General features: G+C 73.9%; 11 protein-coding genes and 1 pseudogene. 8 read left to right on the forward strand and 4 right to left on the reverse strand.

The genetic code is table 11. From position 1 onward, the window contains the following. The 8 genes and pseudogenes from F6X51_RS28655 to tolB all read left to right on the forward strand — a co-directional run. Window positions 1-128 (forward strand): annotated as a pseudogene (locus F6X51_RS28655) (Holliday junction branch migration DNA helicase RuvB); the annotation flags it as partial. Window positions 129-180: 52 nt separating this feature from the next. Beyond that, window positions 181-459 (forward strand): ribbon-helix-helix domain-containing protein, encoded by a 279-nt coding sequence (locus F6X51_RS16790; protein ID WP_150964830.1) that lies wholly within the window; start codon window positions 181-183, stop codon window positions 457-459. Then, window positions 456-767 carry a type II toxin-antitoxin system RelE/ParE family toxin gene (locus F6X51_RS16795; RefSeq protein WP_150964831.1) on the forward strand — a complete coding sequence of 104 codons (312 nt, stop codon included), beginning with the start codon at window positions 456-458 and terminating at the stop codon, window positions 765-767. Before F6X51_RS16790 ends, F6X51_RS16795 begins: the two co-directional genes overlap by 4 nt. Before the next feature lie 123 nt (window positions 768-890). Further along, window positions 891-1,346: a tol-pal system-associated acyl-CoA thioesterase gene (gene ybgC, locus F6X51_RS16800; RefSeq protein ID WP_150964832.1), complete on the forward strand. Its 456-nt coding sequence runs from the start codon at window positions 891-893 to the stop codon at window positions 1,344-1,346. A 158-nt stretch (window positions 1,347-1,504) separates the two neighbouring features. Continuing rightward, on the forward strand, window positions 1,505-2,227 hold the full coding sequence (tolQ, locus tag F6X51_RS16805) for a protein TolQ (RefSeq protein ID WP_150964833.1): 723 nt from the start codon (window positions 1,505-1,507) through the stop codon (window positions 2,225-2,227). 43 nt (window positions 2,228-2,270) lie between these two features. Then, a complete protein-coding gene (locus F6X51_RS16810; protein WP_150964834.1) occupies window positions 2,271-2,717 on the forward strand; it encodes an ExbD/TolR family protein in 447 nt (148 codons plus the stop codon). A 12-nt stretch (window positions 2,718-2,729) separates the two neighbouring features. Continuing rightward, window positions 2,730-4,097: a cell envelope integrity protein TolA gene (tolA, locus tag F6X51_RS16815; protein WP_150964835.1), complete on the forward strand. Its 1,368-nt coding sequence runs from the start codon at window positions 2,730-2,732 to the stop codon at window positions 4,095-4,097. Window positions 4,098-4,183: 86 nt separating this feature from the next. After that, window positions 4,184-5,527 carry a Tol-Pal system beta propeller repeat protein TolB gene (gene tolB, locus F6X51_RS16820; protein ID WP_150964836.1) on the forward strand — a complete coding sequence of 448 codons (1,344 nt, stop codon included), beginning with the start codon at window positions 4,184-4,186 and terminating at the stop codon, window positions 5,525-5,527. A gap of 121 nt (window positions 5,528-5,648) precedes the next feature. Here the strand turns inward: tolB and F6X51_RS16825 are convergent, their stop codons facing one another. The 4 genes from F6X51_RS16825 to F6X51_RS16845 all read right to left on the reverse strand — a co-directional run bounded on the left by F6X51_RS16825 (window position 5,649) and on the right by F6X51_RS16845 (window position 12,194). Beyond that, entirely contained in the window at window positions 5,649-6,881 is a 1,233-nt protein-coding gene (locus F6X51_RS16825) for an MFS transporter (RefSeq protein WP_150964837.1), read from the reverse strand. Between the two features lie 201 nt (window positions 6,882-7,082). Then, on the reverse strand, window positions 7,083-9,257 hold the full coding sequence (locus F6X51_RS16835) for a protein-disulfide reductase DsbD family protein (RefSeq protein WP_150964838.1): 2,175 nt from the start codon (window positions 9,255-9,257) through the stop codon (window positions 7,083-7,085). Window positions 9,258-9,381: 124 nt separating this feature from the next. After that, window positions 9,382-11,199 carry an aminopeptidase P family protein gene (locus tag F6X51_RS16840; protein WP_150964839.1) on the reverse strand — a complete coding sequence of 606 codons (1,818 nt, stop codon included), beginning with the start codon at window positions 11,197-11,199 and terminating at the stop codon, window positions 9,382-9,384. Between the two features lie 65 nt (window positions 11,200-11,264). Continuing rightward, window positions 11,265-12,194 (reverse strand): 50S ribosomal protein L11 methyltransferase, encoded by a 930-nt coding sequence (locus tag F6X51_RS16845; protein ID WP_150964840.1) that lies wholly within the window; start codon window positions 12,192-12,194, stop codon window positions 11,265-11,267. Window positions 12,195-12,280 lie beyond the last annotated feature (86 nt).

Consider the following 12,280-nt stretch of genomic DNA (forward strand, 5'->3'; position numbering starts at 1 on the left):
TCGTGCAGCGCACGCCCCGCGGGCGCGTCCTCACCCCCCACGCCTTCCGCCATATGGGGCTGCCCGAGGCCCGGCGCGAGCCGAGCAGCCAGTTCGGACTGTTCGCGGGCGATCCGGACGCGGAGTGAGTCCGCGAGCGTTATGCTAGGCTGCGCCCGCAGCCGCGTGCCGGAGCCCAGGATGTCCGCCAGCCGATCCTTCAGCGTGACCCTCACCGACGACCTCGCCAACCTCGTCCGCGAGAAGGTCGCGGCCGGCGAGTATGCCAGTGCCAGCGAGGTGATCAGCGACGGCCTCGCCGCCCTGCGCGAGCGGGACCGGGCCGTCGAGGATTGGCTGACCGCACGGGTGGGCCCCGCCTATGACCGAATGATGCAGGACCCGTCCGCCGCCATCCCGGCGGATGACCTGCGCCGCCTGTTGAGCGAGGGAAGCGCGGGCACTGAAGCCGGCCGATGACGTCCCGCGTGCGTTTCAGCCCCGAGGCACGGGATGATCTGCTCGCCCTTCGACGCTATATCGCCGGGGAGGCGGGGGCCGCCGCCGCCGCCGCCTTCACGGAAGCGATCGTGGCCTATTGCGAGAGCTTCGCGACCTTTCCCGAGCGTGGACGCCGACGGGACGACATCCGTCCGGGTCTGCGCGTTATCGGATTCCGCCGCCGTGCCACCATCGCGTTCGCGCTGCACGGCACGGACGTCCTCGTCCTCGGCGTGCTCTACGCCGGGCGCGACATCGAACGAGCCCTGCGTGACCATGACCCGTGACGCCGTAATGCCGGATGCCCGGAAGGCCGGTTTCGAAACCTTCGGCTCCAAGGCCCCTGGTGCCGGGACCTCCGGTGTCAAGTCGACCTGCGGAGCGTGGCCGCGCCTGCGCGTGAGCGCCGCGTGACGGCGTTCGACTGGACCGGCGCCCACGCGCTGCCCGTGCGGGTCTATTACGAGGACACCGACTTCTCGGGCTTCGTCTACCACGCGAGCTACCTGCGCTTCATGGAGCGCGGGCGCACCGAGCTGCTGCGGGGGCTGGCCGGCGACCAGTCCGACCTGCACCGGGACGCGGACGGGCTCGTCTTCGTGGTGCGGCGCATGGAGATCGACTATCTCAAGCCCGCCCGCATGGACGACGCGCTCACGGTGCTCACCGGCACGCGCGAATTGCGCGGGGCCTCCATGCACCTGACGCAGGCGGTGCGGCGCGGGGCGGAGATCCTGGTGCGGGCCGAGGTGGTGGTGGCCTGCGTGCGCGAGGGCCGGGCGATCCGCCTGCCCGAATCCCTGCGGCGCGCCCTGTCGCGCCCCGTCGCCGGGCGCAACCAATCCTTAACCTTGCTGGCCCCCTAACTCGTTCGCTCAAGGTGGGGCGCGGAGCTTCGAAGCTCGGCCCTTACTTTCGACAGATTCAACCGCGATTCCCCAGGATATCGCTCGTTGATCTGAGTGGAGCGCGTGGGCCGTCCCGCCGCCGCGGTGCGGCCGCCCGGGGACTTGAGGATCTCGCCATGAACCCAGCTGATGCCATGCAGGCGGCGCAGGCGCCCGTCGCCGACATGACGCTGCTCGGCCTGTTCCTGCAGGCCCATTTCGTGGTGAAGCTCGTGATGCTGGGCCTGCTCGGCGCCTCGGTCTGGTGCTGGTCGATCATCGTCGACAAGACGCTGCTGTTCCGCCGCACCAAGGCGGAGATGGACGCGTTCGAGGACGCGTTCTGGTCCGGCCGCTCCCTGGAGGAGCTCTACCGCTCCTTCAACGACCGCCCGGCCACGGGCCTCGCCGCCCTGTTCGTCGCCGCGATGCGGGAGTGGAAGCGCTCCTTCGAGGGCTCGGGCCGGCAGATCCAGTCCCTGAGCCAGCGCATCGACAAGGTGCTCGACGTCACCATCCAGCGCGAGGTCGAGCGGCTCGATTCGCGCCTCCTGTTCCTCGCCTCGATCGGCTCGGCCGGGCCCTATATCGGCCTGTTCGGCACGGTCTGGGGCATCATGACCGCCTTCACGTCGATCGCGGCCTCGAAGAACACCTCCCTGGCGGTCGTGGCCCCGGGCATCGCCGAGGCCCTGTTCGCCACCGCGATCGGGCTGTTCGCGGCGATCCCCGCGGTGCTCGCCTACAACAAGCTCCAGGCCACCGTGGCGAAGTCGCAGTCGCGCCTCGAGGGCTTCGCCGACGAGTTCTCGGCGATCCTGTCGCGCCAGATCGACGAGCGCCTCTCGGTCGCCGCCTGATCCGCATCCCGGACCGATCCGCCAGCACACGAGGACGAGCCACATGGGCATGGCCCACGGAGCCGCGCAGGGCGGCAAGCGTCGCCGGCGCGGCCGGCGCAGCACCGGCGCCATCAACGAGATCAACATGACGCCGTTCATCGACGTCGTGCTGGTGCTGCTCATCGTCTTCATGGTGGCGGCTCCGATGATGACGGTCGGCGTGCCCCTCGACCTGCCGCAATCCAAGGCGAGCCCGCTCAACTCCGATTCGAAGCCGGTGACGCTCTCGATCCGCCAGGGCGGCCAGATCTTCCTCGGCGAGGACGAGCTCACCGACGACACCATCGTGCCGAAGCTCACCGAGACCGCGAAGTCCGGCTTCGAGGAGCGCGTCTTCGTGCGCGGCGACAAGCGGGTCGATTACGGGCGGGTGGCCCAGGTGATGGCGATCGTGACCGGCGGCGGCTTCAAGAAGGTCGCCCTCGTCACCGAGCCCGACCAGCGGTAACGGGCCCCCGCCGTGGCGTTCTCCTTCGACCGCAGGGAACCGGGTGTCTGGATCTCCGCCGGCCTGCACGCCGCGGTGCTGGTCCTCGCCCTCGTGGGCATCTCGACCGAGGTCCTGCCCGAGGCGCAGGAGGGCGTGCCCGTCGAGGTGATCACCGAGAACCAGTTCTCCGAGATCACCAAGGGCGAGCGCAACGCCGACAAGCCGATGCCGAACGCCGCGACCCGCGCCGACCGCAAGGCCGACACGGTCGAGGAGCGCGAGCCCGAGAACGCCAAGCGCGACGCGCCCGCGGCCCCGACCCGCACCGCCGACATGAAGCTCGCCAACGCCGACGAGATGCCGCTGCGCTCGAACGAGCCCGACCCGGCCGAGGACGCGAAGGCCAAGGCCGCCGAGAAGGCCGCCGAGAAGGCCGAGCAGCAGAAGGCCGCCGCCGCCAAGGCTGCCGCCGAGAAGGCCGAGGCCAGGAAGGCGGAAGCCAAGGCCGAGGCTGCCAAGGCCGAGACTGCCAAGGCGGCCGCCGAGAAGGCGGCTGCGGAGAAGGCGGAGGCCGCCAAGCGCGAGCAGCTCGACAAGCTGATCGAGAAGCAGGAGGCCGAGGCCGAGGCCGCCGAGGCGAAGGCCAGGGCGGAGGCCGCCGCCAGGGCGAAGGCCGACGCGAAGGCCAAGGCGGAGGCCAAGGCGAAGGCGGAGGCGAAAGCGGAGGCGGACGCCAAGGCGAAGGCGGAGGCGAAAGCGGAGGCGGACGCCAAGGCCAAGGAGGCCGAGCGCCAGAAGGAGCTCGCCGAGGCGAAGGCGGAGGCCGAGCGCGAGAAGGCGGAGGCCGCCACCAAGGCCAAGGCGGAGGCCGCCGCCAAGGCGAAGGCCAAGGCGATGGCGGACGCGAAGGCCAAGGCGGATGCCGAGGCCAAGGCGAAGCGTCAGGCCGAGCTCGCCGAGAAGTTCAGCGCCGGCGACATCCGGCAGATGCTCGCCTCGAAGGCGCCCTCGCAATCGACGGGCGCCACCGGCCACGAGGTCCAGCGCACCGCCTCCCTGGGCGCCGCCACCGGTACGGCCCAGAAGCTGTCGCCCTCCTTACGCGACGCGCTGGTGGGCATGTTGCAGCAGCAGATCGAGCGGTGCTACTCGGCCCCGCCGGGCGCCGCGCAGGGCGTCGTCCTGCCGATGCTCGACATCCGCCTGAACCCGAACGGCTCGCTCGCGGCCGAGCCCCGGATCATGCGGGGCGGCGCCAGCGCCGTCGACCAGTCGATCGCGCAGGCCGCGTTGCGCGCGGTGCGGCGCTGCGCGCCCTACAAGATCCCGGCCCAGTACGCGCCGTATTACAACGACTGGAAAGCCATCAACGCGGAGTTCGAGTTCTCGGCGGCCTGAACCGGCCGCAACGGCCTGAACCAGCCGCTCCTCCGGGACATCCCGTCCCAGACAGCTCAGTCCTTCCCGGGAAATCAGCCACAGCCATGCCTCATTGCCCGTTCCCCCGGCGCCGCACCGTCGCGACGCTGCTCGCCGCCCTCGCGCTCGCCCTCTTCGGCGGGATCGCGGGCGGCATGAACCCGGCCCAGGCGCAGCTGCAGCTGCGCATCGGCGGCGGCGCCTTCCAGCCGATGCCGATCGCCGTGACAGACTTCTCCGGCGACCCGAGCCTCGGCAGCCTCGTCTCCAGCGTGGTGACGAACAACCTGCGCCGCTCGGGCTACTTCACGCCCCTCGACAAGGCGAAGTTCCCCGAATCCCCCGCCTTCGACGCGGCGCCGGGCTTCGAGAAGTGGCGCGGGGCCGGGGTGCAGGGCCTCGTGACCGGGCGGGTCTCCCGCGACGGCTCGGGCCGGCTCAAGGTCGAGTTCCGCCTCTGGGACGTGACCTCGGGCCAGCAGATGACGGGCCAGCAATACGCCACCGACCCGGCCAACGCCCGGCGCACCGGCCACCTCGTCTCGGACGCGGTCTACACCAAGATCACCGGCCTCGGCCCCTGGTTCGACAGCCGCATCGCCTTCGTGGACGAGTCGGGCCCCAAGGAGAACCGGCGCAAGCGCCTGATGGTGATGGACCAGGACGGCGCCAACGTGCGGGCGCTGACCACGGGGGAGACCTCGATCGTGGCCCCGCGCTACTCGCCCGCCACCCAGGACATCGCCTTCATGGCGCAGGCGACGGGCCACCAGCCCCGCATCCAGGTGATCAACCTCGAGACCGGCTCGCGCCAGGCGGTGGGCAACTTCGAATCGATGAGCGCGAGCCCGCGCTTCTCGCCGGACGGGCGGCGCCTCGTGCTGAGCGTGCAGCAGGGCGGCAACGCCGACATCGTCACCATGGACCTCGCCTCGAAGGCGCAGCGCCCGATCACCAGCGGCATGGCCATCGACACCTCGCCGACCTACGCGCCGGACGGCTCGCAGATCGTGTTCGAATCCGACCGCGGCGGCTCGCAGCAGATCTACGTGATGGGCGCGGACGGCTCGAACCCGCACCGGATCTCCTTCGGGGAGGGCTCGGCCTCGCAGCCGGCCTGGTCGCCGCGGGGCGACCTCATCGCCTTCACGCGCCAGCGCAAGGGCGGCTTCGCCATCTGCGTGATGAAGCCCGACGGCTCGGGCGAGCGGGTGCTGACGGAGGGCTTCCACAACGAGGGCCCGACCTTCGCGCCGAACGGCCAGTACGTGCTGTTCTTCCGCGATCCGGGCGGCCAGGGCGGCGGCAAGCTCTACATGGTCGACATCACCGGCCGGGTCGAGCAGCCGGTGCCGACCCCCTCCTACGCCTCCGACCCGACCTGGTCGCCGCTGCTGGCCGGGAAGTAGGGACGCGGGGGCAGCTTGCGGGCGCGAGCCGGTCCGGGTCGCCGCCCGCTTCGGCGGGTCGGGTGATCAGGCTCGGCGCCATCGCCCGCAGGGCGCGGGGGATCGCCGCCGGCGTCAGCGGTCACGCCCCGGTCAGGAGCCGGTCGCGGGCCTTCAGGGCCGGGAACAGGCGGCCCCAGAGCAGGGCCACCAGCAGGGTGGCGAGGCCGCCGGCCACCACCGCCGGCACGGCGCCGATCAGCGCCGCGAGCGTGCCGGATTCGAACTCGCCGAGCTCGTTCGAGGCGCCGATGAAGACGGTGTTCACCGCCGAGACCCGGCCCCGCATGGCATCCGGGGTCTCGCCCTGCACGAAGGTCTGGCGCACGTAGACGCTGATCATGTCGGCCGCACCCGTGAGGAACAGGCAGGCCATCGACAGGGGCAGCGAGCGGGACAGGCCGAACACCGCGATCGCGATCCCGAACACCGCCACCGCCTGCAGCATCCGGATCCCGGCCCGGCGCTGCAGGGGCCGGTAGGCGAGGAGGATCGCCATCAGCACGGCACCTGCCGCCGGCATGCTGCGCAGGGCGCCGAGGCCGAGGGGGCCGACATGCAGGACCTCGGCGGCGAAGATCGGCAGCAGCGCGGTGGCACCCCCGAGCAGCACCGCCACGAGGTCGAGGCTGATGGCGCCGAGCACCACCGGCTGGGCCCAGATGTAGGACAGGCCCGCCGACAGGGTCGCCCAGGTCACGGGCGGGCGCTCGGTGACGGGGGCCGGGCGGAAGCGGATCGCCGCCACGAGGGCGCTCGCCAGCGCGAAGCTGAGGGCGGCCCCCCCGAACACCACCGCGGGCCCGAGGGCGTAGAGGAAGCCCCCGAGGGCCGGGCCGAGCACCGAGGCGCTCTGCCAGAGGGAGGCGTTCCAGGCGATGGCGGGGCCGAACAGGTCCCGCGGCACCAGCGTCGGCAGCAGGGCCTGGAGGGCCGGGTTGGCGAAGGCCCGGGCGGTGCCGACCGCCACCACGAGGGCGTAGACGGGCCAGACCGCGCCGCTGCCGAATTCGGCCACCGCGAACAGCGCGAGGCTCGCGGCCGCCTGCACCCCGAAGGCCAGCGCCGCGACGAGGCGGCGGTCGTAGGTGTCGGCCACGTGCCCGGTGATCAGGGCGCAGAGGATCGCCGGCAGGAAGCTCGCGAGGCCGACGAGCCCGAGGGCCAGGGCCGAGCGGGTCAGGTCGTAGACGAACCAGCCGATCGCCACCGCCTGCATCTGGTAGGCGAGGCCGGTGAGGAAGCGGGCGGCCCCGAACAGGCGGAAATCGCCGTTGCGGAAGACGACCCAGCCGGAAGTGGTGCGCGCGAGCATGGCTCGCGTGCTGAACGGCCGAGGTCGCCGCGTCAAGCGCGGAGGCCATTCGCGGAGGCCAGCATCGGCGTTCCGGTCGCGACCTTGCGCCAGTGGGAGCATCGCCGGCGGCATCCGCAGGGTCCGGCGCGCGTCCTCCTCGCCCTGCTCGACAAGAACCCGCTCCTCGTCGAGGAGACGCTCGGTCAGCCCTCCTGACCCCTAATCCTTGGTCGCGGCCGCCTCGGCGCCCGCGCTCCGCCCGCCCGTGATCGGCGCCAGCGGCTCCAGGGCGGCGAGCACCGTGCCCTGGGTCAGGAGCTGCGGCAGGATCGCGGGCTCGGCGCCGGCGCCGTACAGGAGGTAGAGCGGCACGCCGCTGCGGCCGTGGCGCTCGAGGAGGCGGGTGATCTCGGGGTTCTGGTTGGTCCAGTCGCCCTTGAGGTAGGTGACGCCGCGGATCGCCAGGGCGGCGCGGACCGCGTCGGTGGCGAGCGCCGTGCGCTCGTTGACCTGGCAGGTGATGCACCAGGCCGCCGTCAGGTTGACGAAGACGGGCCGTCCCTCCGCCCGCAGGGCGTCGAGGCGGCCCTGCGTGAAGGGCTCGATCCCCTCGGCATGCCGCGCCGCGGCGCCCGCGGCGGCGTCGCGGTCGAGGATGACGGTCAGCCCGCCGACCGCCACCAGGGCGGCGCCCGCGAGGCCGCGGGCGAGGCGCCCCGTGAGCGTCGGAGCCTGGCGCCCGCGCTCCCAGATCCAGGCCGCGAAACCGACGAGGACGAGGCCGATCAGGGCGGAGAACAGCCCCCCGGGCCCGACCTGCTGCGACAGGACCCAGACGAGCCAGGCGACGGTGGCGTAGACCGGGAAGGCGAGGATGCCCTTCAGGGTCTCCATCCAGGCGCCGGGGCGCGGCAGCCGCCGCAGGGCTCCGGGGAAGACGGTGAGGAGCAGGAAGGGCAGGGCGAGGCCGAGGCCGAGGCTCGCGAAGATCGCCAGGGCCGCCGCCGCCGATTGGGTCAGGGCGAAGCCCACCGCCGCGCCCATGAAGGGGGCGGTGCAGGGGGTCGCCACCACGGTGGCGAGCACCCCGGTGAAGAAGGAGCCCTCCAGTCCCGCCCGCCGGGTCAGCCCGTCGCCGATCCCGGCGAGGCCGGAGCCGAGATGCACCACCCCCGACAGGCTGAGGCCCATCCCGAACAGCAGGTAGGCGAGGCCCGCCACCACGATCGGCGATTGCAGCTGGAAGCCCCAGCCGATGCCCGACCCCCCGCTCTTGAGGCCGATCAGCAGGCCCGCGAGCCCCACGAAGGCCGCCAGCACCCCGGCCGTGTAGGCGAGGCCGTGCAGGCGCACCCGCGCCGGGCCCTCGCCGGAATGGCGCACGAGGCTCAGCACCTTGATCGACAGGACCGGGAAGACGCAGGGCATCAGGTTGAGGAGGAGGCCGCCCAGGAAGGCGAGCCCGGCGGCGCCGAGGAGGCTCAGGCCCTCCTCGGGCGCGGGGACCCGCGCCGGCTCCGCGACGGCCGGGATGCCCCCGCCCGCGACCGCGGCGGGCGCCTCGCCGAGGGCGAAGGCCCGCCGCACCGGGCCCGCCTCGGTCTCCTGCTCGACCGAGAGCACCCCGGGCAGGTCGCTCGGGGCGGGGTCGGCCGGGACGGCCCGCGTCAGGGTCAGGCGCAGGCCCTGCGGGTCCAGCGCGAGGTCCTGGGGCGCGGCGTTGTCGAGGGCCGTCTCGGAATAGGGGAAGAAGACCGCCGCGCGCACCCGGTCGAGGCCGGGCGCGTCGAGGCTGAGGACGAGCCGGTCGCCGGCGCTGGCGAGCCGGACGGGCCCCGGCGCCGGCCCCGGCAGGGCCGCGCGGGCCCGGGCGAACAGGGCCGGGTCGGTGGCGCCGGGACTGGCGCCGGGGCTGGCGCCGGCGCCCGCCACCGGCAGGGTCAGGCTGAGATCGGCCGAGCCCGGCACGCATTCCTGGGCGCAGACCAGGTAGGTCAGCCGGCCCGAGAGGCGCGCCGGCTCCGCCGGGTCGAGGCTCGGCGGCGGCGTCACCGTGACGAGGAGCAGGGTCTCGCCCGCGTAGCCGAAGTTCATCAGGGTCGCGACCGGGATGCGCTCGGGCACCGGCCACTGGATCGCCCCGGCCGAGAACCCGGCGGGCAGGGTCCAGGTCACCTCCGGCGGCAGGCCCGAATCGCCGGGATTGCGCCAGTAGACGTGCCAGCCGGGCTTCATCGCGAGGCGCAGGGCGAGGGTGAAGGGCTCGCCCGCCCGCACGGCGGCGGGCTCGGCCACGAGGCTCGCCCGCACGAGGTCGGCGGGCGCTGTCAGCCCCTGCGCCGCGGCGCCGGTGAGGCCGAGGAGGAGGACGAGGAGGGAGAGAAGCCGGGTCATCGGGCCCTTACGCGCGCCGGGCGGGCGCGGTTACGCGGAGGGCGCGAGCTTAGGGGGTTTCCGGGCCGGGCGGAACCGCGGCCCGGGCGGAGCGCGGTCGCAGGGGCGGGAACCCCGCCCCGCCTCACCCGAGCGGGCGCGTCGCCCGCTCCAGCCAGGCCCGCGTCTCCGGATCGAGCTCCGGGCCGAGGACGTCGCGCAGGCGGGCGTGGTAGGCGTCGAGCCAGGCGATCTCGCCCGCGTCGAGGAGGGCGGTCTCGATCAGGCGGCGATCGTAGGGGGCGAGCGTCAGGGTTTCGAAGCCGAGCATCGGCCGCTCGCCGCCCGGGATCGTGCGGGGCTCCACCAGGACCAGGTTCTCGGTGCGGATGCCGTAGGCGTTCGCCTTGTAGTAGCCCGGCTCGTTCGACAGGATCATGCCGGCCTTCAGCGCCACCGTGCCGGTCTTGGCGATGCGCTGCGGGCCCTCGTGGACCGACAGGAAGGCGCCGACGCCGTGGCCGGTGCCGTGGTCGAAATCGAGGCCCGCCTGCCACAGCGGCACCCGGGCGAGCGCGTCGATCTGCGCCCCCGTCGTGCCCTCGGGGAAGACCGCGCGGCCGATCGCGAGATGGCCCTTGAGCACGCGGGTGAAGCGGTCGCGCATCTCCGGGCTCGGCGCGCCGACCGCCACGGTCCGGGTGATGTCGGTGGTGCCGTCGGCGTATTGCGCCCCGGAATCGATCAGGAACAGCTCGCCGTCCCGCACGACCCGGTCGGTCGCGCGGGTCACCCGGTAATGCACGATGGCGCCGTTCGGCCCCGAGCCCGAGATGGTCGGGAAGGAGACGTCCCGCAGGAGGCCGCCCGCGGCGCGGAAATCCTCCAGCGCCTCGACGGCCGCGATCTCGCCGAGGCCGCCCCCGGCCGCCGCCGCGTCGAGCCAGGCGAGGAAGCGGGTCACCGCGACCCCGTCCCGGCGGTGGGCGGCGCGGGTGCCGGCGATCTCGGCTGCGTTCTTGACCGCCTTCATGGCGGTGATCGGGTCGGGGCCGACATCGGCGACGCCGCCCGCCGCCCCGACGAGGTCCTTGAGGGCGGTGGCGCCGGTCGCGGCGTCGAGGCGGATGCGGCCCCTGGCCTGCGCCCCGAGCCCCTCCGCGAAGGCGGCGCGGGGCGCGAGGTCGGCGAGCGGCTCCAGGGCGGCGCGGGCCTCCGGGGTCAGCGCCGGGGAGGTGAGGTAGAGGCGCGGGCGCCCGTCGCGGGGCAGGATCGCGTAGCCGAGCGCCAGCGGGGTGTGGCCGATGTCGCCGCCGCGCAGGTTGAAGGCCCAGGCGAGGTTGTGCGGGTCCGAGATCACCAGGGCGTCGCTGCCGGCCTCCGCGAGGGCGGCGCGGATGCGCGCGAGCTTGTCGGTCGCCGCCTCGCCCGCGAGTTCGATCGGGTGCGCCGCCACCGGGCCCGCCGGGGGCTTCGGCCGGCCGGCCCAGGCAGCGTCGACCGGGTTTTCCGCGACCGGGCGCAGGCTCGCGCCGGCCTTGGCGGCGGCCCGCTCCAGCCGGGCGACGCCGTCCGGCGTATGCAGCCAGGGATCGTAGCCGAGGACCGCGCCGGGGTTCAGCGCCCCGGCGAGCCAGGCCTCCGGCGTCGTCGCGGCGACCGGCACCACCGCGAAGGTGCCGGTCTCGACCTGATCCGGGGCCTGCAGGGTGTAGCGCCCGTCGACGAAGAGCGCCGCCCGGTCGCCGAGCACGATCGCGGTGCCGGCCGAGCCCGTGAACCCCGTCAGCCAGGCGAGGCGCTCGGCGTTGGCGGGCACGTACTCGGATTGGTGCTCGTCGGCGCGGGGCACCACGAACCCGTCGAGGCCGGCCTCGCGCAGGGCGGCCCGGAGCGCCGCGGCGCGCTCGGGGCCCTTGCGGTGGCTCGGATCGTCGAAGGTCTGGAAGCGGCGGCGCGTCATGGCGCAAGGGTTACGTCGCGGGCTGCGCCGCCGCAACCGGGCGGCCCGGCCCGACGCGCGGGCCCTCAGCGCGGGCGGGGGGCGGCGCCGCCGCGCCGGAGCACCAGCGTGGCCCAGCCCTCGATCACGCCCTTCCGGGCGAGGCGCAAGCCCTGGTGGCCGTAGGTCGAGAGGATGCCGGGGACGTCCCGCTCGATCAGGCCGGACAGGACCAGCGTGCCGCCCTCGGCCACGACCGCGGCGAGCGAGGGGGCGAGGCGCTTCAGCGGCCGGGCCAGGATGTTGGCGAAGACCACGTCGAACCGGCGCGGGCGGCGGGCGAGGGGATGCTCGACGCCGGGGCCCCGGTAGAGGCGCAGGTTCGGCCCGAGGCCGTTGAGCCGGGCATTGGCGCGGGCGGTCAGGACCGCCACCGGGTCGAGGTCGCCCGCGATCACGGGGGCGCGGGCGGGCGGGCGCAGGGCGCGGGCCGCCGCGAAGGCGAGGATGCCCGTGCCGGTGCCGACATCGAGCACCCGGGCCGGGCGGCCCCGCTTCAGCACCTCCGCGAGGGCCCGCAGGCAGCCCAGGGTGGTGCCGTGGTGGCCGGTGCCGAAGGCGAGGGCCGCCTCGATCTCGATGGCGAGGTCGTTGACGCGCACGTGCTCGCGGTCGTGGGCGCCGTGGACGAGGAAGCGCCCGGCCCGGACCGGCTTCAGCCCCTCGAGGGAGGCCCGCACCCAATCCTGCTGGTCGATGGTCTGGAAGCTCGCGGCATCGGCCTCGTCGCCGACGACGGGGCGGATCAGGTCGCGGACCATGCCCTCGTCGGGGGCGTCGGCGAAGTAGGCCTCGAGGCGCCAGGTCACCCCGTCCGCGTCCTCGAAGGCCGCCACCGCCGTCTCGGTCGGGTCGAACATCTCGCCGAGGAGATCCGTCATGGCCCGGGCCGAGCGCTCGTCCGTGAGGAGGCGCAGCACGTGGGTCGGGCGATGGGGCGGCAGGCCTTCGAGCATGGGGCGCTCTAGCACCCGCGGGCACGCGCCGCCAGCACGGACGAGAGGCCCCGGCCAGCGCACACGGATGCGGCAAATTGTTTAAT

Source organism: Methylobacterium planeticum (assembly GCF_008806345.1).
In the GTDB taxonomy this organism is placed as follows: Bacteria; Pseudomonadota; Alphaproteobacteria; order Rhizobiales; family Beijerinckiaceae; genus Methylobacterium; species Methylobacterium planeticum.

Excerpts from the sequence above, each read along its gene's own strand:
- F6X51_RS16845 (WP_150964840.1), bottom strand. The coding sequence starts at position 12,194 with ATGCTCGAAGGCCTGCCGCCCCATCGCCCGACCCACGTGCTGCGCCTC.
- F6X51_RS16810 (WP_150964834.1), top strand. The coding sequence starts at position 2,271 with ATGGGCATGGCCCACGGAGCCGCGCAGGGCGGCAAGCGTCGCCGGCGC.
- F6X51_RS16825 (WP_150964837.1), bottom strand. The coding sequence starts at position 6,881 with ATGCTCGCGCGCACCACTTCCGGCTGGGTCGTCTTCCGCAACGGCGAT.
- F6X51_RS16790 (WP_150964830.1), top strand. The coding sequence starts at position 181 with ATGTCCGCCAGCCGATCCTTCAGCGTGACCCTCACCGACGACCTCGCC.
- tolB (WP_150964836.1), top strand. The coding sequence starts at position 4,184 with ATGCCTCATTGCCCGTTCCCCCGGCGCCGCACCGTCGCGACGCTGCTC.
- tolQ (WP_150964833.1), top strand. The coding sequence starts at position 1,505 with ATGAACCCAGCTGATGCCATGCAGGCGGCGCAGGCGCCCGTCGCCGAC.
- F6X51_RS16795 (WP_150964831.1), top strand. The coding sequence starts at position 456 with ATGACGTCCCGCGTGCGTTTCAGCCCCGAGGCACGGGATGATCTGCTC.
- F6X51_RS16835 (WP_150964838.1), bottom strand. The coding sequence starts at position 9,257 with ATGACCCGGCTTCTCTCCCTCCTCGTCCTCCTCCTCGGCCTCACCGGC.
- F6X51_RS16840 (WP_150964839.1), bottom strand. The coding sequence starts at position 11,199 with ATGACGCGCCGCCGCTTCCAGACCTTCGACGATCCGAGCCACCGCAAG.